Origin of the sequence: Pseudomonas sp. NPDC086278 (genome assembly GCF_050280905.1) — a bacterium.
Taxonomy (GTDB): Bacteria; Pseudomonadota; Gammaproteobacteria; order Pseudomonadales; family Pseudomonadaceae; genus Aquipseudomonas.
In genome coordinates, this window is sequence record NZ_JBNNWE010000013.1 from 14,944 (window position 1) to 39,686 (window position 24,743).

A 24,743-nucleotide genomic window follows, 5' to 3' on the forward strand; every position below is an offset into this window, starting at 1 on the left:
CACGGGAGAAAAACAATGAAGCGTTTATTGATCCTGCTTTTTGCTGGCCTGGTATTGGCTGGCTGCGCCACTTCTGGCGAAGATCCGTTGGCGCCGAAAACCGTCAACAGCGTCAACCTCAAGAAGTACCAAGGGACCTGGTATGAGTTGGCGCGACTGCCGATGTATTTTCAGCGCAACTGTGCGCAATCCGAAGCCCATTACACGCTCAAGCCTGACGGTGATGTGATCGTGCTGAATCGCTGCCTGACGGCGGACTGGCAATGGGAGGAGGCAAAAGGTACGGCGTATCCGCAGGTGCCGGGCAAGACCGACAAGTTGTGGGTCGAGTTCGATACCTGGTTTTCCCGTGTGATTCCGGGTGTGGCGAAGGGGCAATACTGGGTGCTGTACGTCAGCGATGACTACAAGACCGCCATCGTCGGCGACCCGAGCCGCAAGTACCTGTGGCTGCTGTCGCGGACCCCGACTGTCAACGGTGTGGTGCGTGAAGAACTGCTGAGCAAGGCGCGTCAGCAGGGTTACGACACCACGCGGTTGATCTGGCGTGCGTCGGATACGCAGATGGCCAAGACCTCGAACTAAAGTCACCGAAGACCCAATGTGGGAGCGGGCTTGCTCGCGAAGGCGTCGTGTCAATCAACATCAATGTTGAATGAACAAGCGCTTTCGCGAGCAAGCCCGCTCCCACAGTTTGATTTTGCTGTCAGCCCAGGAGATCGCGCAGGACTTGGGTGAACGCCCGGTTGCTTTCCTCTTCAGCGGCGTGCCGCCCATCGCGCACCACCCACTGGCCATTGACCAGCACATCGCGCACCTGGCGATCACCGCCAGCAAACAGCCAGCGATTCAAAATCCCGTCACCACTGGCGGTCGCCAGGTACGGATCGTTGCCGTCGAGCACCAGCCAATCCGCGCGCTTGCCAACTTCCAGCGCACCAATCGGCTGGCCCAACGCCTCGGCGCCACCGTCCAGCGCGGCGTCGTACAGCGTGCGGCCGACCATCGGCTGATCCGCGCCATACAAACGATTACGCCGTTGATCGCGCAGCCGCTGGCCGTATTCCAGCCAGCGCAACTCTTCCACCACGCTCAGCGACACGTGGCTGTCGGAACCGATGCCCATGCGCCCGCCCTGGGCGAGGAAATCCACCGCCGGGAAAATCCCGTCGCCGAGGTTGGCTTCGGTGGTCAGGCACAAACCGGCGATGGCGCGACTCTTGGCCATCAGCGTGACTTCTTCCGGATTGGCGTGGGTCGCGTGGACCAGGCACCAGCGCTGATCAACTTCGGTGGTTTCGTACAGCCATTGCAGCGGACGTCGACCGCTCCAACTGAGGCAGTCATCGACTTCTTTCTGTTGTTCGGCGATGTGGATGTGCACCGGGCATTGCTTGTCGCTGGCGGCCAGCACTTCGCTGATCTGCTGCGGGGTGACCGCGCGCAGCGAGTGAAAGCACAAGCCCAGCGATTGCGCCGGCTGCTGCGCCAGGATCGGTTGCAAGCGCGACTGAAGTTTGAGGTAGTTTTCGGTGCTGTTGATAAAGCGCCGCTGACCGTCGTTCGGGGTCTGGCCGCCGAAACCGGAATGGCTGTAGAGCACCGGCAGCAGGGTCAGGCCGATACCGGCGGAACTCGCCGCCTGGCTGATGCGCAGCGCCAGTTCAGCGGGATCTGCGTAGGGCTGGCCGGTGGTGTCGTGGTGCACGTAATGAAATTCCGCGACCGAGGTGTAACCGGCCTTGAGCATTTCGATGTACAGCTGACGGGCGATTACGCCGAGTTGATCCGGGCTGATTTTTCCGACGAGGCGATACATCAAATCGCGCCAGGTCCAGAAACTGTCATTCGGATTGCCCGCCACTTCCGCCAGCCCGGCCATCGCCCGCTGGAACGCGTGGGAGTGCAAATTCGGCATGCCAGGCAGCAGCGGACCGCTTAGCCGTTCGGCCCCTTCTGCGTGAGAATCGGCCTGGATATGGGTCAATACGCCGTCGGCGCTGACCTCAAGACGTACATTGTTGGCCCATCCACTAGGCAGCAGCGTGCGTTCGGCAAAGAAGGCGGACATGGTTCAGCACCCCATCGTGTGTTATTTGTATATACATATACAGACGTTTGCCTGCTCGGTAAACTCCGGCAAGCTAGCGACCTCTTCCAAACGAACAAGGATTAACCGTGCCGACTCCGCCTGCAGTGTCACCGTTGGCCGCGAACATGGGCGACAGTCCGGCGCCTTTGTACGCTCGCGTCAAACAAATGATTACCCAGCAAATCGACAGTGGAAACTGGCCGCCGCACTACCGCGTTCCGTCGGAAAGCGAGCTGGTCAGCCAGCTCGGTTTCAGCCGCATGACCATCAACCGCGCCCTGCGCGAGATGACCGCCGACGGTCTGCTGGTGCGCATGCAAGGCGTCGGCACGTTCGTCGCCGAGCCAAAAAGCCAGTCCGCGCTATTTGAAGTGCACAACATCGCCGATGAAATCGCCTCTCGCGGTCATCGCCACACCTGCAAAGTGATCACCCTTGAAGAAGAGGCTGCCGGTTCCGAGCGCGCGGTGGCGCTGGACATGCGCGAAGGCCAGAAGGTTTTCCACTCGCTGATCGTGCATTTCGAAAATGACATCCCGGTGCAAATCGAAGACCGGTTCGTCAACGCGCTGGTGGCACCCGAATACCTCAAGCAGGACTTCACCCTGCAAACGCCCTACGCCTACCTGAACCAGGTCGCGCCGCTGACCGAAGGCGAGCACGTGGTCGAGGCGATTCTGGCCGAGGACACCGAATGCGAATTGCTGCAGATAGAAAAGGGCGAGCCGTGCCTGCTGATTCGTCGCCGCACCTGGTCCGGCCGTCAGCCAGTGACCGCCGCCCGTTTGATCCACCCCGGTTCGCGTCATCGTCTGGAAGGTCGGTTTCATAAGTAGAGAGTCATAAATGAATGAGTTGAAGGTTTTACGCGCCGTTGATTACCCACGCATGCCGTGGAAAAACGGCGGCGGCAGCACGGAAGAAATCACCCGTGATGCGGGAACGGGTCTCGATGGTTTCGGCTGGCGCCTGTCGATTGCCGATATTGGCGAGTCGGGTGGCTTCTCGACGTTCTCTGGCTATGAGCGAGTGATCACCGTGCTTCAAGGCGACGGGATGACCTTGCAGGTGGACGGCCAGGACACGCATCCGCTGTTACCGCTGCAGCCGTTTGCATTCAGCGGCGAGAGCCATGTGACCTGCACCCTGCTCGGTGGTCCGATTCGCGATTTCAACCTGATTTACGCGCCAAAGCAGTACAGCGCGCGGTTGCAGTGGCTGGACGGTGAGCAGCGGTTCTTCAGCTCGGCGGGCACGGTGCTGGTGTTCAGCATCGCCGACGCATTGGAAGTAAATGCCGGTGACAGCGTCTCGCAACTGGGTCGCCATGATTGCCTGCAACTGGACGGTAACACCGGGCTGCTGGAAGTCTCCGTCAACGGCCCATGCTGCGTGATTGAACTGACTGCGCACTAACCCAACACCTCCCCTGATCTAATGTGGCGAGGGGGCTTGCCCCCGTTCGGCTGCGCAGCAGCCGCAAATCTAATGCAACATCGGGAGGGCGGCTACGCCACCCATCGGGGGCAAGCCCCCTCGCCACAAACAGCCCCCTCCCTGTTCCCCAGCGCGCACCACTTTGTTACCGAACGCCCCATCGTGGCGCAAAACCACACTTAAGTAACAGCCAGCACACTCCCCGCAAAAGCCCCCTGAAAAATTCATCTCTGTCGCAACCCTTGAGCTACGGGCGTTCCAGCCGTTCAAACACTTTTCTTGAATCCTCATCCCCCAAGTTGGCCGCTTGATTGCATATGCTTGTATGTACAAGTAAAGACGTATGCGTATGAGTCGACCGAGACTCCTCGCAACGTCCACTGATTCGCTTGTAGTGCATAGACGCGCACAGGCTGGCTTGCCCACTGCCAGGGTTGGTTTGAATTGATCGCTGAGGAGTCTTTTTCGTGACTGACAATACCCAGAAACCTACCAAGTACCGTGACGTTGAAATCCGTGCCGCACGCGGTAACACGCTGACCGCCAAGAGCTGGCTGACCGAAGCACCGCTGCGCATGCTGATGAACAACCTCGACCCGGAAGTCGCCGAGAACCCTAAGGAACTGGTGGTTTACGGTGGTATCGGTCGTGCGGCGCGTAACTGGGAATGCTACGACAAGATCGTCGAAAGCCTGACCAACCTGAACGACGACGAGACCCTGCTGGTGCAATCCGGCAAGCCGGTCGGCGTGTTCAAGACCCACACCAATGCACCGCGCGTGCTGATCGCCAACTCCAACCTCGTCCCGCACTGGGCGAGCTGGGAACACTTCAACGAACTCGACGCCAAAGGCCTGGCCATGTACGGCCAGATGACCGCCGGCAGCTGGATCTACATCGGCAGCCAGGGCATCGTTCAAGGCACCTACGAAACCTTCGTCGAAGCCGGTCGCCAACACTACAACGATGACCTGAAAGGTCGTTGGGTCCTGACCGCCGGTCTGGGCGGCATGGGCGGCGCCCAGCCTCTGGCCGCAACGTTGGCCGGCGCGTGCTCGCTGAACATCGAATGCCAGCAGGTCAGCATCGATTTCCGCCTGAACAGCCGTTATGTCGACGAGCAAGCCAAAGACCTCGACGACGCACTCGCCCGCATCGCCAAGTACACCAAGGAAGGCAAGGCGATCTCTATCGCGCTGCTGGGCAACGCGGCGGAAATCCTGCCGGAACTGGTCAAGCGCGGCGTGCGCCCGGACATGGTCACCGACCAGACCAGCGCCCACGACCCGCTCAACGGTTACCTGCCGGCCGGCTGGACCTGGGACGAATACCGCGCTCGCGCCAAGACCGAGCCTGCTGTCGTGGTCAAGGCCGCCAAGCAATCGATGGCCGTGCACGTCAAGGCGATGCTGGATTTCCAGAAAATGGGCATCCCGACTTTCGACTACGGCAACAACATCCGTCAGATGGCGCAAGAAGAAGGCGTGGAAAATGCCTTCGACTTCCCGGGTTTCGTACCGGCTTACATCCGTCCGCTGTTCTGCCGTGGCATCGGTCCATTCCGTTGGGCTGCGCTGTCGGGCAACGCTGAAGACATCTACAAAACCGACGCCAAGGTCAAAGAACTGATCCCGGACGACGCCCACCTGCACAACTGGCTGGACATGGCGCGCGAGCGCATCAGCTTCCAGGGTCTGCCGGCGCGTATCTGCTGGGTTGGCCTGGGCCTGCGCGCCAAGCTGGGCCTGGCGTTCAACGAAATGGTCCGTAGCGGTGAGCTGTCTGCGCCGATCGTGATCGGTCGCGACCACCTGGACTCCGGTTCCGTATCGAGCCCGAACCGCGAAACCGAATCGATGCAGGACGGTTCCGATGCTGTCTCCGACTGGCCACTGCTCAACGCGCTGTTGAACACCGCGAGCGGCGCGACCTGGGTTTCGCTGCACCACGGCGGCGGCGTAGGCATGGGCTTCTCCCAGCACTCGGGCATGGTAATTGTCTGCGACGGTACTGACGAAGCGGCCGAGCGTATCGCTCGCGTGCTGCACAACGACCCGGCGACCGGTGTCATGCGTCACGCCGATGCCGGTTACCAGATCGCCATCGACTGTGCCAAGGAGCAGGGTTTGAACCTGCCGATGATTACCGGTAAGTAAAAACCCGATTGCTTGATGGGGAAGCGAGCTTGCTCGCGAAGCGGCCGGCACACTCAGCACACCTGTGTTGGCTGATCCAGCGCTTTCGCGAGCAAACTCGCTCCCACAGAAAAGCAGCTCTACAGAAACTCAGTGAACAATTAAAACAATCCACAGAGGTTGAATCATGGCTGTTAACAATGATCGTGCAAGCAATAAACCGTTGATCGAAAGGCGTTCGATCGACTACATCCCGGAAGCGGAAAGACACGGTCGTCTGTTGAGCCAGTTCACCCTGTGGATGGGTGCCAACCTGCAAATCACCGCGATTGTCACCGGGGCCCTGGCCGTGGTGCTGGGCGGCGATGAGTTCTGGTCGTTGATCGGTCTGTTGATCGGGCAACTGCTCGGCGGCGGTGTGATGGCGTTGCATGCGGCGCAAGGGCCCAAGCTTGGCCTGCCGCAGATGATCTCCAGCCGGGTCCAGTTCGGCGTGTATGGCGCGGCCATCCCGATCGTGCTGGTGTGTTTGATGTACCTCGGTTTCACCGCCACGGGCACCGTGCTTTCCGGCCAGGCGCTGGGCCAGTTGTTTGGTGTCAGCGACAGTGTCGGTATTCTCATTTTTGCCAGCGTCATCGTGTTGGTCACGGTGCTTGGCTATCGGGTGATCCATTGGATCGGCCGTGTTGCCAGTGTCATTGGTGTGATCGCCTTCGTTTACCTGTTCAGCCGTTTGATGAGCCAGACCGACGTTGGCGCGCTGCTGGACATCCGCCACTTCAGCTGGAGCAGCTTCCTGCTTGCGGTGTCGCTCGCGGCGTCCTGGCAGATCGCCTTCGGCCCTTACGTGGCTGACTATTCGCGTTACCTGCCGAGCAAGACTTCTTCGGTGAAAACCTTTCTCGCCGCTGGCGCCGGTTCGGTGATTGGCGCACAAGTGGCGATGATCCTCGGTGTGTTTGCCGCCGCCTCGGCCAATGGTCAGTTCGCTGGCCACGAAGTCGCCTACATCGTCGGGCTGGGCGGCACCGGTGCCACCGCTGCGCTGCTGTACTTCAGCATTGCGTTCGGCAAGGTCACCATCTCCACGCTGAACTCCTATGGCAGCTTCATGTGCATCGCGACCATCATCAGCGGTTTCCGTGGTGAGCTGAAGGTCACGCGCTTGCAGCGTCTGGTCTTCGTGCTGGTCATCGTCGGTGCTGCGACCCTGATGGCTTTACTCGGTCAGCACTCGTTCCTCGGTGCGTTCAAGTCGTTCATCCTGTTCTTGCTGGCGTTCTTTACGCCTTGGAGCGCGATCAACCTGGTGGACTACTACTGCATCACCCGCGAGCGTTACGACGTGCCGGCGCTGGCCGATCCGAACGGGCGCTACGGCCGTTGGAACCTGCTGGGTATCAGTGTCTATGTGTTCGGTGTGCTGGTGCAGTTGCCGTTCATCTCCTCCAAGTTCTATACCGGTCCGATGGTGGCAGCGCTGGGCGATGTGGATATTTCCTGGATCATCGGTCTGGTGCTTCCCGCAGCGCTGTATTACGTGTGCGCAAAAAAATGGCACGGTACGGTGCCCGATCACCTGATTCTGCCGGTCGAACAAAACAGCGCTGCACAGCCTGAAAAAAGCGGGGCCAGTCGCTCTGCGGCGCAGGTCTGACTGGATCTCGACCGGGCTGGATGCTTCTAGACTGCCGTAAGCCAATTCTTGATTAGGAGCGTCACTCCAATGAAGTCCAACAAGACCCTGCTGACCGCATTGCTTTGCGTGGGCCTGCTGGCCAGTGCCGGTGCCGCTCAGGCAGCCGGCTGGTGCGAGTCGGGCAAGCCGGTGAAATTCGCCGGTCTCAACTGGGAAAGCGGCATGTTGCTGACCGACGTGCTGCAAGTGGTGTTGGAGAAGGGCTACGACTGCAAGACCGACAGCCTGCCGGGTAACTCGATCACCATGGAAAACGCCCTGAGCAGTAACGACATTCAAGTGTTTGCCGAAGAGTGGGTCGGCCGCAGCGAAGTCTGGAACAAGGCCGAGAAGGCCGGCAAGGTCGTTGGCGTCGGTTCTCCGGTGGTGGGCGCGGTCGAAGGCTGGTACGTGCCGCGCTACGTCATCGAAGGCGACGCCAAGCGCAAGCTGGAACCGAAAGCGCCGGACCTGAAGAGCATTGCCGACCTGGCCAACTACTCTGCGGTGTTCAAGGATCAGGAAGAGCCGTCCAAGGGTCGTTTCTATAACTGCCCGGCCGGCTGGACCTGTGAACTGGAAAACAGCGAAATGCTGAAGAGCTATGGCCTGGAAAGCACCTACACCAACTTCCGTCCGGGCACCGGCCCGGCGCTGGATGCGGCGGTGCTGTCGAGCTACAAGCGTGGCGAGCCGATCCTGTTCTACTACTGGTCGCCAACCCCGCTGCTGGGCCAGGTGGACCTGGTCAAACTTGAAGAGAAGCCCGGTGTCGACAGAAGCGTGACCATCAAGGTCGGCCTGTCCAGGCCCTTCTACGACGAAGCTCCGGAACTGGTGGCCGTGCTGGAAAAGGTCAACCTGCCGATCGACATTCTCAACCAGAACCTGGGGCGCATGACCAAAGAGCGTATCGAGTCGCCAAAACTGGCGAAGATCTTCTTGAAGGAACATCCTGAAGTCTGGCACGCGTGGGTGAGCGAAGACGCAGCCAGGAAAATCGACGCGGCCTTGTAGGTCGAGCCTCTGCGACTGCCGGCGATGGCAGTCGCACGCTTGATCTCAACCCCTTGATTGAGAGCCTTTTATGTTCCCCGAAAGCTTCACCTTTTCCATCGCCGACTGGGTCAACGGTTGGGTTGATTCGCTGGTCACCAACTACGGCGACGTGTTCCGGCACATCTCCGACACCCTGTTGTGGGCCATCGTCAATCTTGAGGGGCTGCTGCGGGCGGCGCCGTGGTGGCTGATGCTGGCCATTGTCGCCGGCGTTGCCTGGCACGCCACCCGCAAAATCGTGACCACCGTCGTGATTGTCGGTCTGCTGTTCCTGGTGGGGGCGGTCGGCCTCTGGGACAAGCTGATGCAGACGCTCGCGCTGATGATGGTGGCGACGGTCATTTCGGTGATGATTGGCATCCCGCTGGGCATTCTTTCGGCGCGCAGCAATCGCTTGCGTTCAGTGCTGATGCCGTTGCTCGACATCATGCAAACCATGCCGAGTTTCGTGTACCTGATCCCGGTGTTGATGCTGTTCGGCCTGGGCAAGGTCCCGGCGATTTTCGCCACCGTGATCTACGCCGTGCCACCGCTTATTCGGCTGACCGACCTGGGCATTCGCCAGGTCGACGGCGAAGTGATGGAAGCGATCAACGCCTTCGGGGCCAACCGCTGGCAGCAACTGTTTGGCGTGCAACTGCCGCTGGCATTGCCAAGCATCATGGCCGGGATCAACCAGACCACGATGATGGCGCTGTCGATGGTGGTTATTGCCTCGATGATCGGTGCCCGTGGCCTGGGCGAAGACGTGTTGGTGGGGATTCAGACCCTCAACGTCGGCCGTGGGCTCGAAGCCGGCCTGGCGATTGTGATTCTGGCCGTGGTCATTGACCGCATTACTCAGGCGTACGGTCGTCCGCGCCACGAGGTGAGCAAATGAGCAACGCAGCCGTCAGCAAGATCGAAGTGAAAAACGTCTTCAAGATTTTCGGCAATCGTTCCAAGGAGGCGCTGGCGATGATCGGCCAGGGCAAAACCAAGGATCAGGTGCTGGCCGAAACCGGCTGCGTGGTCGGTGTGAACGACTTGTCGCTGAGCATCGCCACTGGCGAAATCTTCGTGATCATGGGCCTGTCGGGCTCCGGCAAATCAACGCTGGTGCGTCACTTCAATCGCCTGATCGACCCCACCAGCGGCGCGATCCTGGTGGACGGCGTGGACATCCTGCAATACGACATGGAAGCCCTGCGCCAATTCCGTCGGCACAAGATCAGCATGGTGTTCCAGAGCTTCGGCCTGCTGCCGCACAAGAGCGTGATCGACAACGTTGCCTATGGCTTGAAAGTGCGCGGCGAGAGCAAGCAACTGTGTTCCGAACGCGCGCTGCACTGGATCAACGCCGTGGGCCTCAAAGGCTACGAAAACAAATACCCGCATCAACTTTCGGGCGGCATGCGCCAGCGTGTAGGGCTGGCCCGCGCCTTGGCGGCGGACACCGATGTCATCCTGATGGACGAAGCGTTCAGTGCGCTCGACCCGCTGATCCGCGCCGAGATGCAGGACCAGTTGCTGGAGCTGCAAAAGGCCCTGCGCAAGACCATCGTCTTCATCACCCACGACCTCGACGAGGCGGTGCGCATTGGTAACCGGATTGCGATCCTCAAGGACGGGCGACTGATTCAGGTCGGCACGCCGCGAGAGATTTTGCATTCGCCGGCGGATGAGTATGTCGACCGGTTCGTACAGCGGCGGGCGGCGGTGGTCTGAGAAATATGTGGCGGCTGGGCCGGCCCCTTCGTCGGAACGCCTTCGCGAGCAAGCCCGCTCCCACAAGGATGTTGTGAGCACCGGAGATCCACTGTGGGAGCGGGCTTGCCCGCGAAGGGGCCAGTAAAGCTGCATCAATATTCAAGTTGTACGCACGAGGTCAACGATGTCCCAGGCTGAAAAAATCGTTATCGCCAACACCCTGCTGCGTTGGCAGGATGTGGTCGCGGTTGCCCGTCACGGTGCACAGCTTGAACTGTCGCCCGAGGCCTGGGCACGTATCGACAATGCCCAGGCCATCGTCCAGCGCATCGTCGCCAGCGGCGAACGCGCCTATGGCGTCAACACTGGCCTCGGCGCCTTGTGCAACGTCTCGCTCAAAGACCAACAACTCAGCCAACTGTCGCGCAACACCGTGCTCAGCCACGCCTGTGGCGTCGGCGCACCACTGGCCGACGAACAAACGCGCGCGATCATGTGCGCGGCGATCCTCAATTACAGCCAGGGCAAATCCGGCATTCACCGCCAGGTTGTGCAAGCACTGCTGGCGCTGCTCAATCGCGGGATTACCCCGCAAGTGCCGTCTCAGGGCTCGGTCGGTTACCTGACGCACATGGCCCACATCGGCATCGCGCTGTTGGGTGTTGGCCTGGTCAGTTATCGCGGGCGAGTTGTCTCGGCGCAGCAAGCGCTGGCTGAAGAGCGCTTGCAACCGGTGCAACTCGGCGCCAAGGACGGTTTGTGCCTGGTCAACGGCACGCCGTGCATGACTGGCCTCGGTTGCCTGGCGCTCGCCGACGCCACGCGCCTGCTGCAATGGGCCGATGTGATCGGCGCCATGAGCTTCGAAGCGCAGCGCGGCCAGATCGCCGCGTTCGATGCCGAGATCATCGCGCTCAAACCCCACCCCGGCATGCAGCAGGTCGGCGGCAACTTGCGGGCGTTGCTCGATGGCAGTGAAGTGATCGCTTCGAGCAAAGGCCTGCGCACCCAGGATGCGCTGAGCATCCGGTCGATCCCGCAAGTCCACGGCGCCGCTCGCGATCAGCTTGAGCACGCCACCCGACAGATCGAAACCGAACTCAACGGCTGCACCGATAACCCGTTGCTGCTGGGCACGCCGGACAACTTCCGCGTCATGTCTCAAGCCAATCCCCATGGTCAGTCGGTCGCGTTGGCTGCGGATTTGCTAGCCATCGCCATGGCCGAAATCGGCTCGATTGCCGAGCGTCGTCTGGACCGTTTGATCAACCCGCACGTCAGCGGTCTGCCGGCGTTTCTGGTGGCCAATCCGGGGGTGAACTCCGGGATGATGATCGTGCAATATGTCGCCGCATCCCTGTGTGCCGAAAACCGCCAGTTGGCGCAACCGGCCGTGCTCGACAATTACGTCACCTCGGGCTTGCAGGAGGACCATTTGAGCCTGGGCACCAACGCCGCGCTGAAGCTGCACCGCGCCCTGGAAAACTGCACACAGATCCTTGCGATCGAGTACCTGCTGGCGGCCCAGGCATTTGAATTCCTGTCAGAACAGCGCTTCGGCGCGGGCACCGATGTCGCCTGGCGTCTGCTGCGCCGGCGCGTTCCGCCGTACGATCAGGACCGCTGGCTGGCGCCGGACATCGCCGCCGTTGCCGGCGTGTTGAAAGACCCGAATGTGCTGCAAAACGCTTTACCGAACCTGAACTGATTTTCCATACCGCCAGCGTGCCAAGGCGCGGCTCTCCCAAAAGGCGAGACGCGACGGACAACGGACATCTCCGGAGCGTCTGGTAGTTAATACAAAACTCTCAAAAGGAGAATGAATGTGACTGCGCTTAACCTTATTCCCGGCCAACTGAGCCTTGCCCAACTGCGTGATATCTATCAGCAACCGGTCAAGCTCACGCTCGACAACAGTGCCTCGGCCCAGATCGAAGCCAGCGTCGCCTGCGTGGAACAGATCCTCGCCGAGAACCGCACCGCGTATGGCATCAACACCGGTTTCGGCCTGCTGGCCTCGACCCGCATCGCCAGCGAAGACCTGGAAAATCTCCAGCGTTCGCTGGTGTTGTCCCACGCCGCCGGTGTCGGCGAGCCGATCAGCGACGCGTTGGTCCGTTTGGTCATGGTGCTCAAGGTCAACAGCCTGAGCCGTGGTTTCTCCGGCATTCGCCGCGTGGTCATCGACGCGCTGATCGCGCTGATCAACGCCGAGGTTTATCCGCATATTCCGTTGAAAGGTTCGGTCGGTGCGTCCGGTGACCTGGCGCCGTTGGCGCACATGTCGCTGGTGCTGCTGGGCGAGGGCAAGGCGCGCTACAAAGGCGAATGGCTGGAAGCGACCGAAGCGCTGAAAGTCGCCGGCCTGACCCCGCTGACCCTGGCTGCGAAAGAAGGCCTGGCGCTGCTTAACGGCACGCAAGTGTCTACCGCGTATGCGCTGCGTGGTCTGTTCGAAGGCGAAGACCTGTTCGCCGGCGCAGTGGCGCTGGGCGCCCTGACCGTCGAAGCGGTACTGGGCTCGCGCTCGCCGTTCGACGCTCGCATCCACGCCGCTCGCGGTCAGAAAGGCCAGATCGACGCTGCCGCCGCTTACCGGGATTTGCTGGGCGAGCGCAGTGAAGTGTCCGATTCGCACCAGAACTGCGAAAAGGTCCAGGACCCGTACTCGCTGCGCTGCCAGCCGCAAGTCATGGGCGCGTGCCTGACGCAATTCCGCCAGGCGGCCGAAGTGCTGGCGGTCGAAGCCAACGCCGTTTCCGATAACCCGCTGGTGTTCGCGGCTGAAGGCGACGTTATTTCCGGCGGTAACTTCCACGCCGAACCTGTCGCGATGGCCGCCGACAACATGGCGCTGGCCATCGCCGAAATCGGTTCGCTGAGCGAGCGCCGCATCTCGCTGATGATGGACAAGCACATGTCGCAACTGCCGCCGTTCCTGGTAGCAAATGGCGGCGTGAACTCCGGTTTCATGATCGCCCAGGTCACTGCGGCGGCACTGGCCAGCGAAAACAAGGCGCTGTCCCATCCGCATTCGGTGGACAGCCTGCCGACTTCGGCGAACCAGGAAGACCACGTTTCGATGGCACCGGCGGCGGGCAAACGCCTGTGGGAAATGGCCGAAAACACCCGCGGTGTATTGGCGGTTGAGTGGCTGGCGGCATGCCAGGGCCTGGATTTGCGCGAAGGCCTGAAGACCTCGGCAAAACTGGAGAAGGCGCGGGCGATTCTGCGTAAGGAAGTGCCGTTTTATGAGAAAGACCGCTTCTTTGCACCGGACATCAATGCGGCGACCGAGTTGTTGGCGACGCGTTGCCTGAATGAACTGGTGTCGGCGAAGTTGCTGCCGAGCCTGTGATGACCCCTTCGCGAGCAGCTCGCTCCCACAGTTGAAGGCGTTACCCCTGTGGGAGCGGGCTTGCTCGCGAATCGATTTTGAACAAGACGAGGAACTCGGGATGAAAACTCTCTGGCAACACTGCCACGTCGCAACCATGGCGCAAGGCGTCTACTCGATCATCGAGGATGCGGCCATCGTGACGTCCGGTGCGCTCATTGAGTGGGTGGGCCCGCGCCATCAACTGCCGGCGGGTGAATACCCGGCCGTCAACGATTTGCAAGGAGCCTGGGTGACCCCGGGCCTGATCGACTGCCACACCCACACGGTGTTCGGCGGTAACCGCAGCGGTGAATTCGAACAGCGCCTGCAAGGCGTCAGCTATGCGGAAATCGCCGCGGCCGGTGGCGGCATCGCCAGCACGGTGCGCGCCACCCGCGCAGCGACCGAAGACGAGCTGTTCGCCAGCGCCGCCAAACGCCTGAAAAGCCTGATGCGCGACGGCGTGACCACGGTCGAAATGAAGTCCGGTTACGGCCTCGACCTCGCCAGCGAACGCAAGATCCTGCGGGTGATCCGGCGTCTCGGCGCCGAACTGCCGGTCAGCGTGCGCAGCACCTGCCTGGCCGCGCATGCGTTGCCGCCGGAATACGCGGATCGCGCCGATGACTATATCGAGCACATTTGCGCCGAGATGCTGCCGGCGCTGGCCGCCGAGGGCTTGGTCGATGCGGTCGATGCGTTCTGCGAATACCTGGCGTTCTCGCCGGCGCAGGTCGAGCGCGTGTTCATCACCGCACAGGCACTTGGCCTGCCGGTGAAGCTGCACGCCGAACAATTGTCGTCCCTCCACGGTTCGAGCCTGGCCGCGCGTTATCACGCACTGTCGGCCGATCATCTGGAGTTCATGACCGAAGACGACGCCATCGCCATGGCCAAGTCCGGCACCGTCGCGGTATTGCTGCCGGGCGCGTTCTACTTCCTGCGCGAAACCCAGCTGCCGCCGATGGACGCCCTGCGCAAACACGGGGTGAAAATCGCCATCGCCAGCGACCTCAACCCCGGCACCTCGCCGGCGCTGTCGCTGCGCCTGATGTTGAACATGGCGTGCACCTGTTTCCGCATGACCCCGGAAGAAGCGCTGGCCGGTGCGACGATTCATGCCGCCACCGCACTGGGCATGGCCGACACCCATGGCTCGCTGGAAGCCGGCAAGGTTGCGGATTTCGTCGCCTGGCAAATTGATCGTCCCGCCGACCTGTCGTACTGGCTGGGCGGTGATCTGGAAAAACGCGTCGTGCGTCACGGCGTCGAGACAAGCCTGCAGGAGAGCAGTTGTGGATAAGGTTCTGAACTTCAAACAAGGTCGCGTGCCGCTGCTGATCAGCATGCCGCACGCCGGCCTGCGCCTGACCACGGCCGTTGAAGCCGGGTTGATCCCTGATGCGCGCAGCCTGCCGGACACCGACTGGCACATCCCGCAGCTTTACGAATTCGCCGCCGAACTCGGCGCCAGCACGTTGGCCGCCGAGTATTCGCGATTCGTCATCGACCTGAATCGACCGTCCGACGACAAACCGTTGTATGTCGGCGCCACCACCGGCCTGTACCCGGCGACGCTGTTCGACGGCATTCCCTTGTTCCGCGAAGGCATGGAACCGTCGGCGGCTGAGCGCGCAACTTACCTGGAGCAGGTCTGGACGCCGTATCACAGCACGCTGCAAAACGAATTGGCGCGCCTCAAAGCCGAGTTTGGCTACGCGTTGCTGTTCGATGCGCACTCGATCCGCTCGATCATCCCGCACCTGTTCGACGGCAAACTCCCGGACTTCAACCTTGGCACTTTCAACGGCGCCAGTTGCGACCCGCAGTTGGCCACTCAACTGGAAGCGATCTGCGCGAAACACACCGATTACAGCCATGTGCTGAACGGCCGTTTCAAGGGCGGCCACATCACTCGCCATTACGGCAACCCGGCGCAAGACATCCACGCCGTGCAACTGGAATTGGGCCAAGGCACGTACATGGAAGAGTTCGAGCCGTTCCGCTATCGCCCGGACCTGGCCGGGCCGACGCAAGTGGTGCTCAAGGAACTGCTGCAAGGCCTGCTGGCCTGGGGCGAAAACCACTACAAACGCTAACCCCCGACCCATAACCCTGTGGGAGCAAGCCCGCTCCCACAGGTTTGCGTGAAATGCCGGTCGGTTATTTGACGGAAAAATCATGACGCTGCACGGGACATGCTCATTGACGTAAATCGGGTTTATGATGCCGGACGGCTGAATAACAGAAGTCCCCCCAGGGATGACCTCGACCCCTTACGGAGCGCGCAATGCAGACTTTGTACCCGCAGATCAAACCCTACGCCCGGCACGATCTGGCCGTCGATGAAACCCATACCCTGTACGTCGACGAAAGCGGTTCGCCAGAAGGTTTGCCGGTGGTGTTCATCCACGGCGGCCCCGGCGCCGGGTGCGATGCACAGAGTCGGCGGTTTTTTGATCCGAACCTGTACCGCATCGTCACCTTCGACCAGCGCGGTTGCGGTCGCTCCACCCCCCACGCCAGCCTTGAAAACAACACCACCTGGGATCTGGTCGCCGACCTGGAGCGAATCCGCAAACACCTGAACATCGAAAAATGGGTGCTGTTCGGCGGTTCCTGGGGTTCGACCCTGGCGCTGGCCTACGCGCAAACCCATCCGGAGCGGGTGCACGGTCTGATCCTGCGCGGGATATTTCTGTGCCGTCCGCAGGAAATCGAATGGTTCTACCAGGCTGGCGCCAGCCGTCTGTTCCCCGATTACTGGCAGGATTACCTCGCGCCGATCCCGCTCGACGAACGCCACGACTTGCTCAACGCCTTCCACAAACGCCTGATCGGCAGCGATCAGATCGCCCAGATGCACGCGGCCAAGGCCTGGTCGACCTGGGAAGGCCGGACCGCGACCCTGCGTCCGAACCCGCTGGTGGTCGATCGTTTCTCCGAGCCGCAGCGCGCTTTGTCGATTGCCCGCATCGAATGCCACTACTTCACCAACAACGCGTTCCTTGAGCCCAACCAGTTGATTCGCGACATGGGCAAGATCGCCCATCTGCCCGGCGTGATCGTGCACGGTCGCTACGACGTGATCTGCCCGTTGGACAACGCCTGGGAATTGCACCAGAACTGGCCGAACAGCGAACTGCAGGTCATCCGTGACGCGGGTCACGCGGCGTCTGAACCGGGCATCACCGATGCGCTGGTGCGAGCCGCCGGCCAGATGGCGCGCCGTCTGCTCGACCTGCCGCCTGAAGAAGCATGAAGGGTTTGCTGCAACGCGTGCGTGGCGCGCGAGTGGAGGTGGCGGGGGAGGTGGTCGGTGCCGTCGATCAGGGTTTGCTGGTGCTGGTGGCGGTCGAGCCGCAAGACACGCGTGCAAGCGCCGACAAACTTCTCCATAAGCTGCTTAACTATCGGGTATTCAGCGACGCTGAGGGCAAGATGAACCTGTCCCTGGCGGACGTAGGCGGTGGGTTGCTGCTGGTCTCGCAGTTCACCCTCGCCGCTGACACTAAAAGCGGGTTGCGCCCGAGTTTTTCGACCGCGGCCCCTCCGGCCCTGGGCGAGGAACTTTTCGACTATCTATTAGGCAAGGCGAAACAAGTGCATGGCACTGTGGCATCAGGTAGATTCGGCGCGGATATGCAGGTGTATCTGGTCAACGACGGCCCGGTCACCTTCCTGTTACAGGCCTGAAAGCGCTTGAAACATCTTTTCAAGGGCTTTTCGACGGAAAACAGGGGCTTTACGCGATAAATACTTTGTTGCGCATGATGCGTTGTAACGCGGCCTGCTAGATAATCGCGCGCTACGGGGATCAGCGTTCGTTGGTCCGTTTTGACTTATGTAGAGATTTGTCCGAGGCCTGTTGGGGAATCATTTTGCCCCATGGGAGTCGGAACAATGCTCGCCAACCTGGCATATAGATAGCTGGCCGTTGGTTTATTGATCTGTTTTCGGCGAGGGTTGCTCGTGATTGTTAGTCCCTGTAATGCACCAAAATTGTCTGCCAAACGGTTACGAAGCGCACTGGTAGCGGGCTCTGCACTGCTTTGCCTGCTCGGCGCCGGCCAGCTTTGGGCATTCAATCTGGATGACGTATCGGCCAAGGCAAAAGAGCTGGCCGGGCAAAAATACCAAGCCCCGCGCAGTAACCTGCCGAACGAATTCCGCGAAATGAAATTCGCGGACTATCAGAAGATTCGTTTCCGCACCGAAAAAGCCGAATGGGCCGATCAGAAAACCCCGTTCAAACTCTCGTTCTATCACCAGGGCATGCACTTCGATACGCCGGTGAAAATCAACGAAATCACGGCTAACACCGTCGAAGAGATCAAATACGACCCAAGTCGTTTCGATTTCGGCGATGTGCAGTTCGATCCCAAAGCCACCGAACAACTGGGTTATGCCGGTTTCCGTGTGCTGTACCCGATCAACAAGGCCGACAAGCAAGACGAAATCATGACCATGCTGGGCGCGAGCTATTTCCGCGTTGTCGGCAAGGGTCACACCTATGGCTTGTCCGCTCGCGGCATGGCCATCGATACCGCATTGCCATCCGGCGAAGAATTCCCGCGTTTCACCGAGTTCTGGATTCAACAGCCGAAACCGGGCGACAAGCACCTGGTGATCTTCGCGCTGCTGGACTCGCCACGGGCGACCGGCGCGTACCGTTTTATCCTGCGTCCGGGCAGCGACACGGTTGTCGACGTCAAGGCCCAGATGTACCTGCGTGACAAAGTCGCCAAGCTTGGCATTGCGCCGCTGACCAGCATGTACCTGTTCGGCGCCAACCAGCCGTCGAAAGTGCTGAACTACCGTCGCGAACTGCACGACTCCAGCGGTCTGTCGATCCATGCCGGCAACGGCGAGTGGATCTGGCGTCCGTTGAACAACCCGAAACACCTGTCGGTGAGCAACTTCTCGATCGACAACCCGCGCGGTTTCGGTTTGCTGCAACGGGGTCGTGACTTCAGCCACTACGAAGACCTCGACGACCGCTACGACAAGCGCCCAAGTGCCTGGATCGAGCCAAAAGGCGATTGGGGCAAGGGTTCTGTAGACCTGGTGGAAATTCCGACCGCCGACGAAACCAACGACAACATCGTTGCGTTCTGGAGCCCGGAAAAACTGCCTGAGCCTGGCCAGCCGCTGGACGTTGCATACCGCATGCACTGGACCATCGACGAAGCCGCGCTGCATGCGCCGGACAGTGCCTGGGTCAGCCAGACCCTGCGCTCCACCGGTGACGTGAAACAGTCCAACCTGATCCGTCAGCCGGACGGCAGCGTTGCTTATCTGGTCGACTTCGAAGGCCCGTCCCTGGCGGCCTTGGCGCCGGACACCGACGTTCGCAGCCAGGTCAGCGTCGGCGACAACGCCGAACTGGTCGAGAACAGCGTGCGTTACAACCCTGAGACCAAGGGCTGGCGCCTGACGCTGCGCATGAAGATCAAGGATCCGGGCAAGGCTACCGAGATGCGCGCGGCCCTGGTGCAGAACATCGTGCCGGCCGACCTCGCCAAGACGTCGATCCCGGCGTCCAATTCTTCCGTGGCCAAAGCCGACAAGGTTGCCGCCAAGCAACAAGAGAAGGCTGACAAGGAAGCCAAGGACGCCAAGCAAGCCGAAGCCAACCAGGCCGATGCGAAGCCGGCAGCCGACACCAAAGCCAAGGACAACAAAGACGCCAAGCAGCCAGCCGCTGCGGACGCGGCCCCAGCCACACCGGAATCGGCACCGACTGAAGAAGTCCTGACCGAGACCTGGAGCTACCAGTTGCCTGCCGATGAGTAATTCTCAAGTACAGCCAGAAACGCTTTCCGAGTATCTGGCGCATTTACCGATGACCGACGAGCAGCGCGCGGAACTCGCGGGCTGCCAGTCCTTCAGCGAACTGCACCAGCGTCTGTCGTCCTCGACGTTTGACGCGCCGGCCGAGGCTGCACAAGCCTCGGTGGGCAAGCGCCTGATCCTGAACTCGGCTGAAGAGCTGGCAGACGCGGAAATGCTGGGGGTCGACGCCAGTGGCCGGGTCGTCCTCAAGGCGACGCCGCCGATCCGTCGGACCAAAGTCGTGCCGGAGCCGTGGCGCACCAACATTCTGGTGCGTGGCTGGCGTCGTCTCACCGGTCGCACCAATCCGCCGGCCCCGCCGAAGGATGAACGCGTGTTGCCGGCGGCCCGCTGGCGCACCGTGGGTTCGATCCGTCGCTACATCCTGCTGGTGCTGATGCTCGGCCAGACCATCGTTGCCGGCTGGTACATGAAAGGCATCATGCCGTACCAGGGCTGGTCGTTCGTCGACCTCAACGAAGTGCTGCATCAACCGTTGCTGCAAACCGCCACGCAAGTGCTGCCGTATGCGCTGCAAACCAGCATCCTGATTCTGTTCGGGATTCTGTTTTGCTGGGTCTCGGCTGGTTTCTGGACCGCGCTGATGGGCTTCCTCGAATTGCTCACCGGTCACGATAAATACCGCATTTCCGGTAAAAGCGCGGGCAACGAGCCGATTGCCAAGGAGGCACGCACCGCATTGGTGATGCCGATCTGCAACGAAGACGTGCCACGTGTATTTGCCGGTCTGCGGGCGACCTTCGAGTCGGTCGCGGCCACGGGTGACCTGGATCGCTTCGACTTCTTCGTCCTCAGCGACAGTAACGAAGCCGACATCTGTGTAGCCGAGCAGCAAGCCTGGCTGGACGTCTGTCGCGAAGCCAAAGGCTTCGGCAAGATCTTCTATCGCCGTCGTCGCCGTCGTGTAAAACGCAAAAGCGGCAACCTCGACGACTTCTGCCGTCGCTGGGGCGGTGACTACAAGTACATGGTCGTGCTCGACGCGGACTCCGTGATGAGCGGCGAATGCCTGACCAGTCTGGTACGCCTGATGGAGGCCACGCCGGACGCCGGGATCATCCAGACCGCGCCGCGTGCCTCGGGCATGGACACGTTATATGCGCGCATGCAGCAATTTGCGACCCGCGTATACGGGCCGCTGTTCACCGCCGGCCTGCACTTCTGGCAGTTGGGCGAATCCCACTACTGGGGCCACAACGCGATCATCCGCATGAAGCCGTTCATCGAGCACTGCGCCCTGGCGCCGTTGCCCGGTAAAGGCGCGTTTGCCGGTGCGATCCTGTCCCACGACTTCGTTGAAGCCGCGCTGATGCGCCGTGCCGGCTGGGGCGTGTGGATTGCCTACGATTTGCCGGGCAGCTACGAAGAATTGCCACCGAACCTGCTGGACGAACTCAAGCGTGACCGTCGCTGGTGCCACGGCAACCTGATGAACTTCCGCCTGTTCCTGGTCAAGGGCATGCACCCGGTGCACCGCGCGGTGTTCCTGACCGGCGTGATGTCGTACTTGTCGGCGCCGCTGTGGTTCTTCTTCCTCGTGTTGTCGACGGCGCTGCTGGCGGTCAACACGCTGATGGAGCCGCAGTACTTCATGGAGCCGCGACAGCTGTATCCGCTGTGGCCGCAATGGCATCCGGACAAAGCCGTTGCACTGTTCTCGACGACCATCGTGCTGCTGTTCCTGCCGAAACTGCTGAGCATCATCCTGATCTGGGCCAAGGGCGCGAAAGAGTTCGGTGGCAAGTTCAAGGTGACGCTGTCGATGCTGCTGGAGATGCTGTTCTCCATGCTGCTGGCGCCAGTGCGGATGATTTTCCACACCCGTTTCGTGCTCGCTGCGTTCCTCGGCTGGGCTGCAACCTGGAACTCGCCGCAGCGTGACGACGACTCCACGCCATGGAGCGAAGCGGTCAAGCGCCACGGGCCGCAAACCTTGCTGGGCTTCTTCTGGGCCCTGCTGGTGATCTGGCTGAACCCGAGCTTCCTGTGGTGGCTGGTGCCGATTGTCGGTTCGTTGATGCTGTCGATCCCGGTGTCGGTGATCTCCAGCCGTGTTGGCCTGGGCCTGAAGTCCCGTGACGAGAGCCTGTTCCTGATTCCTGAGGAATACAATCCGCCGCAGGCGCTGCTGGCCACTGACCAGTACACCCACGAAAACCGCTATCACGCGTTGAAAGACGGTTTCATCCGTTCGGTGGTCGATCCCCAGCAGAACGCCTTGGCATGTTCGCTGGCGACATCCCGTCACGGGCAGGCCGAGCCGATCGAGTGGCTGCGGGTCGAGCGTGTTCGTCACGCCTTGAAAGTCGGACCTCACGGGCTGACCAACAATGAACGTGTGCAACTGCTGAGCGACCCGGTGGCATTGGCGCGCTTGCATGAGCAGGTCTGGAACGAAGGCCATCCCGAGTGGCTGGAAGCCTGGCGCAAATCGGTGAAAGCCGATCCCCACGCGCCGCTGCTGCCGCTCAAGCCGCTGAGCGCACAGCCTCAGTTGGCGTAACAAAGAAACCCCGCGAAAGCGGGGTTTTTTTTGCCTGATCGTTTGCAAACACTTGTGCTGACCGGCGAGTGCGTTAGCATCCGTCCCCGAATTGGTGCGCCCGGACAGCTTTTTGTTCGTATCTGTTGGTTTTCTATGGAAAACCACCGTTTGCGCGCCACACCACGCAATGGTTTTGGGGACATGAAGATGAAGAAGTATCTCTCGATGCTGCTGGTCGGCGTCACGGCATTGGTTGCGGTCAGCACGGCGCAAGCCGGGGCCATCGATGACGCGGTCAAGCGCGGCACGCTCAAGGTCGGGATGGACCCGACCTACATGCCGTTCGAGATGACCAACAAGCGCGGCGAGATCATCGGCTTCGAAGTCGACCTCCTCAAAGCCATGGCCAAAGCCATGGGCGTCAAACTGGAGCTGGTATCGACCGGCTACGACGGCATCATCCCGGCGCTGATGACCGACAAGTTCGACATGATCGGCAGCGGCATGACCCTGACCCAGGAACGCAACCTGCGCCTGAACTTCAGCGAACCGTTCATCGTGGTCGGCCAGACCCTGCTGATCCGCAAGGACCTGGAAGGCACCATCAAGTCCTACAAAGACCTGAACAGCGCCGACTACCGCATCACCTCCAAGCTCGGCACCACCGGTGAAATGGTTGCCAAGAAGCTGATCTCCAAAGCCAAGTACCACGGCTACGACAACGAGCAGGAAGCCGTGCTCGACGTGGTGAACGGCAAGGCCGACGCCTTCATCTACGACGCGCCGTACAACGTGGTGGCCGTGAACAAGGTCGGCGCCGGCAAACTGGTGTTCCTCGACAAGCCGTTCACCTACGAGCCACTGGCCTTCGGCCTGAAGAAGGGCGACTACGACAGCCTCAACTTCATCAACAACTTCCTGCACCAGATCCGCGAAGACGGCACCTACGATCGCATTCATGACAAGTGGTTCAAAGACACCGCTTGGCTCAAGGATATGGAATAGGGCTCGGTCAGTCAGACCGCGTCGGCCCATTTGCGAGCAAGCCCGCTCCCACATTGGATCGCTTACTGGCTAACTGTGGGAGCGGGCTTGCTCGCGAAGACGGCCTCCCTGGCGACACAAAATTCGGAATCGTCATAGCAAATGAAACAGAGAAAATCCCAATGGCCGTGGCACGTTTTAACGGTGCTATTGCTCATCGGCCTGGCTGGCGCGCTGTACTACGCCACCTCGCTGATGTCCTACGAATGGCGCTGGAACCGGGTGCCGCAATACTTCGTCTACCACGCCGAAGAATCCCTGCGCGCCGCCGACATCTCCACTGTCAGCGAGGTGGTGCGCAAGGGGGATAAAGCCGAAGTCACCCTGCGCAACGACGCAGGCGACGAACAACACCTGACCGTCGACGACAACAGCCTGCAAGTCGCCCAAGGCGATGACGTGGCGGAAGGCGACGTGATCGGCGTGACCCGGCATTGGGCGGCAGGTCCGCTGTTATGGGGGCTTTGGACGACGTTGTGGTTGTCGGTTGTCTCCGGCGTGCTCGGCCTGCTGATCGGTCTCGCCACCGGCCTCTGCCGTTTGTCGAGCAACCCGACCTTGCGCGATCTCTCGACCATTTACGTCGAACTGGTGCGCGGCACGCCGTTGCTGGTGCAGATTTTCATTTTCTATTTCTTCATCGGCACGGTGATGAACCTGTCCCGCGAGTTCGCCGGGATCGCCGCGCTGTCGCTGTTCACGGGCGCCTACGTGGCCGAGATCATCCGTTCCGGCGTGCAATCCATCGCCCGAGGCCAGAACGAGGCCGCTCGCTCGCTGGGCCTGAGCGCCGGCCAGTCGATGCGCCACGTGGTGCTGCCGCAAGCGTTGAAACGCGTGCTGCCACCCCTGGCCGGCCAGTTCATCAGCCTGGTGAAAGACACCTCGCTGGTGTCGGTGATTGCGATTACCGAGCTGCTGAAAAGCGGTCGCGAAGTCATCACCACCTCGTTCTCGCCGTTCGAAATCCTGTTCTGCGTGGCCGGGCTGTACCTGTTGATCAACCTGCCGCTGTCGAAAATCGCCAGCCGGCTTGAGCGGAGGCTCGCGCAAAGTGATTGAAGTCCGCGATCTGGTAAAAGTCTTCGACACCCGTGGTCAGGTGGTGCGCGCGGTGGATAACGTGTCGACCCAGGTGGCCAAGGGCGAAGTGCTGGTGGTGATCGGTCCGTCCGGTTCCGGCAAATCGACCTTCCTGCGCTGCCTCAATGGCCTTGAAGCGTTTGATTCAGGCTCGGTGAGCATCGACGGTCTGCAACTGGCCGACCCGAAAACCGACGTCAATGCTTACCGCCGCGAAGTCGGCATGGTGTTCCAGCATTTCAACCTGTTCCCGCACATGACCGTGCTGGAAAACCTGTGCCTGGCGCAGAAAGTCGTGCGCAAGCGCGGCAAGAAAGAGCGCGAAGCCAAGGCGTTGGCGTTACTGGAAAAGGTCGGCATTGCGCAGAAGGCCAACGAGTTTCCATCGCGCCTGTCCGGTGGTCAGCAACAGCGCGTGGCGATTGCCCGGGCGTTGGCCATGGAGCCCAAGGTCATGCTGTTCGACGAGCCGACCTCGGCGCTCGACCCGGAGATGGTCGGCGAAGTGCTGGACGTGATGAAAACCCTGGCTGTGGAAGGCATGACCATGGTCTGCGTGACCCACGAGATGGGCTTCGCCCGGGAAGTGGCGGACCGGGTGTTGTTCTTCGATCACGGCAAGCTGCTGGAAGATGCCTCGCCGGCCGAGTTCTTCGATGCACCGAAGGACCCGCGAGCCCAGGCCTTCTTGCGCCAGGTCCTTTAATCGCGTCGTCCGTCAGATCGCCTTCGCGAGCAAGCCCGCTCCCACAATAGTTTGGTGATCAACACACATCCCTGTGGGAGCGGGCTTGCTCGCGAAA

General features: G+C 61.0%; 20 protein-coding genes. 19 read left to right on the forward strand and 1 reads right to left on the reverse strand.

The window, feature by feature from the left end; translation table 11 throughout:
- Positions 1-15 precede the first annotated feature (15 nt).
- Positions 16-585, forward strand: coding sequence for a lipocalin family protein (locus tag ACQKP4_RS06215; protein WP_427631386.1), 570 nt, complete (start codon positions 16-18; stop codon positions 583-585).
- 121 nt (positions 586-706) lie between these two features.
- On the opposite strand, the gene ACQKP4_RS06220 is transcribed toward ACQKP4_RS06215, so the two are convergent.
- A complete protein-coding gene (locus tag ACQKP4_RS06220) occupies positions 707-2,071 on the reverse strand; it encodes a formimidoylglutamate deiminase (protein ID WP_427631387.1) in 1,365 nt (454 codons plus the stop codon).
- 146 nt (positions 2,072-2,217) lie between these two features.
- On the opposite strand from ACQKP4_RS06220, the gene hutC reads away from it, so the two are divergent.
- The 18 genes from hutC (at position 2,218) to ACQKP4_RS06310 (ending at position 24,646) form a co-directional block, all read left to right on the forward strand.
- On the forward strand, positions 2,218-2,928 hold the full coding sequence (hutC, locus tag ACQKP4_RS06225; protein ID WP_427631486.1) for a histidine utilization repressor: 711 nt from the start codon (positions 2,218-2,220) through the stop codon (positions 2,926-2,928).
- Between the two features lie 10 nt (positions 2,929-2,938).
- The gene (locus tag ACQKP4_RS06230; RefSeq protein WP_427631389.1) at positions 2,939-3,508 is read left to right on the forward strand and encodes a HutD/Ves family protein; all 570 of its coding nucleotides are present in this window, start codon (positions 2,939-2,941) and stop codon (positions 3,506-3,508) included.
- Positions 3,509-3,996: 488 nt separating this feature from the next.
- The gene (gene hutU, locus ACQKP4_RS06235) at positions 3,997-5,685 is read left to right on the forward strand and encodes a urocanate hydratase (RefSeq protein ID WP_427631391.1); all 1,689 of its coding nucleotides are present in this window, start codon (positions 3,997-3,999) and stop codon (positions 5,683-5,685) included.
- A 166-nt stretch (positions 5,686-5,851) separates the two neighbouring features.
- Positions 5,852-7,324, forward strand: a complete 1,473-nt coding sequence (locus tag ACQKP4_RS06240; protein ID WP_427631393.1) for a purine-cytosine permease family protein — start codon at positions 5,852-5,854, stop codon at positions 7,322-7,324.
- Positions 7,325-7,393: 69 nt separating this feature from the next.
- Positions 7,394-8,362, forward strand: a complete 969-nt coding sequence (locus tag ACQKP4_RS06245) for an ABC transporter substrate-binding protein (protein WP_427631395.1) — start codon at positions 7,394-7,396, stop codon at positions 8,360-8,362.
- Between the two features lie 70 nt (positions 8,363-8,432).
- Complete coding sequence (locus ACQKP4_RS06250) at positions 8,433-9,284, forward strand: ABC transporter permease (RefSeq protein WP_427631397.1); 852 nt, start codon at positions 8,433-8,435, stop codon at positions 9,282-9,284.
- Positions 9,281-10,111 (forward strand): quaternary amine ABC transporter ATP-binding protein, encoded by an 831-nt coding sequence (locus ACQKP4_RS06255; RefSeq protein WP_427631399.1) that lies wholly within the window; start codon positions 9,281-9,283, stop codon positions 10,109-10,111. The genes ACQKP4_RS06250 and ACQKP4_RS06255 overlap by 4 nt, the downstream gene beginning before the upstream one ends.
- 166 nt (positions 10,112-10,277) lie before the next feature.
- On the forward strand, positions 10,278-11,801 hold the full coding sequence (hutH, locus tag ACQKP4_RS06260) for a histidine ammonia-lyase (RefSeq protein WP_427631401.1): 1,524 nt from the start codon (positions 10,278-10,280) through the stop codon (positions 11,799-11,801).
- Between the two features lie 111 nt (positions 11,802-11,912).
- Positions 11,913-13,451 carry a histidine ammonia-lyase gene (hutH, locus tag ACQKP4_RS06265; protein WP_427631403.1) on the forward strand — a complete coding sequence of 513 codons (1,539 nt, stop codon included), beginning with the start codon at positions 11,913-11,915 and terminating at the stop codon, positions 13,449-13,451.
- 100 nt (positions 13,452-13,551) lie between these two features.
- On the forward strand, positions 13,552-14,775 hold the full coding sequence (gene hutI / locus ACQKP4_RS06270) for an imidazolonepropionase (RefSeq protein WP_427631405.1): 1,224 nt from the start codon (positions 13,552-13,554) through the stop codon (positions 14,773-14,775).
- Positions 14,768-15,571, forward strand: a complete 804-nt coding sequence (gene hutG, locus ACQKP4_RS06275; protein WP_427631407.1) for an N-formylglutamate deformylase — start codon at positions 14,768-14,770, stop codon at positions 15,569-15,571. Before hutI ends, hutG begins: the two co-directional genes overlap by 8 nt.
- A 191-nt stretch (positions 15,572-15,762) precedes the next feature.
- Positions 15,763-16,734, forward strand: coding sequence for a prolyl aminopeptidase (gene pip, locus ACQKP4_RS06280; protein ID WP_427631409.1), 972 nt, complete (start codon positions 15,763-15,765; stop codon positions 16,732-16,734).
- Positions 16,731-17,168, forward strand: coding sequence for a D-aminoacyl-tRNA deacylase (dtd, locus tag ACQKP4_RS06285; RefSeq protein WP_427631411.1), 438 nt, complete (start codon positions 16,731-16,733; stop codon positions 17,166-17,168). The genes pip and dtd overlap by 4 nt, the downstream gene beginning before the upstream one ends.
- A gap of 276 nt (positions 17,169-17,444) precedes the next feature.
- Positions 17,445-19,268 (forward strand): glucan biosynthesis protein, encoded by a 1,824-nt coding sequence (locus ACQKP4_RS06290; protein WP_427631413.1) that lies wholly within the window; start codon positions 17,445-17,447, stop codon positions 19,266-19,268.
- The gene (gene mdoH / locus ACQKP4_RS06295) at positions 19,261-21,831 is read left to right on the forward strand and encodes a glucans biosynthesis glucosyltransferase MdoH (protein WP_427631415.1); all 2,571 of its coding nucleotides are present in this window, start codon (positions 19,261-19,263) and stop codon (positions 21,829-21,831) included. Before ACQKP4_RS06290 ends, mdoH begins: the two co-directional genes overlap by 8 nt.
- A gap of 189 nt (positions 21,832-22,020) precedes the next feature.
- A complete protein-coding gene (locus tag ACQKP4_RS06300; protein WP_427631417.1) occupies positions 22,021-22,818 on the forward strand; it encodes a transporter substrate-binding domain-containing protein in 798 nt (265 codons plus the stop codon).
- Between the two features lie 141 nt (positions 22,819-22,959).
- The gene (locus ACQKP4_RS06305) at positions 22,960-23,919 is read left to right on the forward strand and encodes an amino acid ABC transporter permease (RefSeq protein ID WP_427631418.1); all 960 of its coding nucleotides are present in this window, start codon (positions 22,960-22,962) and stop codon (positions 23,917-23,919) included.
- Positions 23,912-24,646, forward strand: coding sequence for an amino acid ABC transporter ATP-binding protein (locus tag ACQKP4_RS06310; RefSeq protein WP_201199898.1), 735 nt, complete (start codon positions 23,912-23,914; stop codon positions 24,644-24,646). Before ACQKP4_RS06305 ends, ACQKP4_RS06310 begins: the two co-directional genes overlap by 8 nt.
- The last annotated feature ends 97 nt before the right edge of the window (positions 24,647-24,743 follow it).

Excerpts from the sequence above, each read along its gene's own strand:
- ACQKP4_RS06255 (WP_427631399.1), top strand. The coding sequence starts at position 9,281 with ATGAGCAACGCAGCCGTCAGCAAGATCGAAGTGAAAAACGTCTTCAAG.
- ACQKP4_RS06250 (WP_427631397.1), top strand. The coding sequence starts at position 8,433 with ATGTTCCCCGAAAGCTTCACCTTTTCCATCGCCGACTGGGTCAACGGT.
- hutC (WP_427631486.1), top strand. The coding sequence starts at position 2,218 with ATGGGCGACAGTCCGGCGCCTTTGTACGCTCGCGTCAAACAAATGATT.
- ACQKP4_RS06215 (WP_427631386.1), top strand. The coding sequence starts at position 16 with ATGAAGCGTTTATTGATCCTGCTTTTTGCTGGCCTGGTATTGGCTGGC.
- ACQKP4_RS06305 (WP_427631418.1), top strand. The coding sequence starts at position 22,960 with ATGAAACAGAGAAAATCCCAATGGCCGTGGCACGTTTTAACGGTGCTA.
- dtd (WP_427631411.1), top strand. The coding sequence starts at position 16,731 with ATGAAGGGTTTGCTGCAACGCGTGCGTGGCGCGCGAGTGGAGGTGGCG.
- hutH (WP_427631401.1), top strand. The coding sequence starts at position 10,278 with ATGTCCCAGGCTGAAAAAATCGTTATCGCCAACACCCTGCTGCGTTGG.
- ACQKP4_RS06300 (WP_427631417.1), top strand. The coding sequence starts at position 22,021 with ATGAAGAAGTATCTCTCGATGCTGCTGGTCGGCGTCACGGCATTGGTT.
- ACQKP4_RS06220 (WP_427631387.1), bottom strand. The coding sequence starts at position 2,071 with ATGTCCGCCTTCTTTGCCGAACGCACGCTGCTGCCTAGTGGATGGGCC.
- hutH (WP_427631403.1), top strand. The coding sequence starts at position 11,913 with ATGAATGTGACTGCGCTTAACCTTATTCCCGGCCAACTGAGCCTTGCC.
- hutI (WP_427631405.1), top strand. The coding sequence starts at position 13,552 with ATGAAAACTCTCTGGCAACACTGCCACGTCGCAACCATGGCGCAAGGC.
- pip (WP_427631409.1), top strand. The coding sequence starts at position 15,763 with ATGCAGACTTTGTACCCGCAGATCAAACCCTACGCCCGGCACGATCTG.
- ACQKP4_RS06245 (WP_427631395.1), top strand. The coding sequence starts at position 7,394 with ATGAAGTCCAACAAGACCCTGCTGACCGCATTGCTTTGCGTGGGCCTG.
- ACQKP4_RS06230 (WP_427631389.1), top strand. The coding sequence starts at position 2,939 with ATGAATGAGTTGAAGGTTTTACGCGCCGTTGATTACCCACGCATGCCG.
- ACQKP4_RS06240 (WP_427631393.1), top strand. The coding sequence starts at position 5,852 with ATGGCTGTTAACAATGATCGTGCAAGCAATAAACCGTTGATCGAAAGG.
- mdoH (WP_427631415.1), top strand. The coding sequence starts at position 19,261 with ATGAGTAATTCTCAAGTACAGCCAGAAACGCTTTCCGAGTATCTGGCG.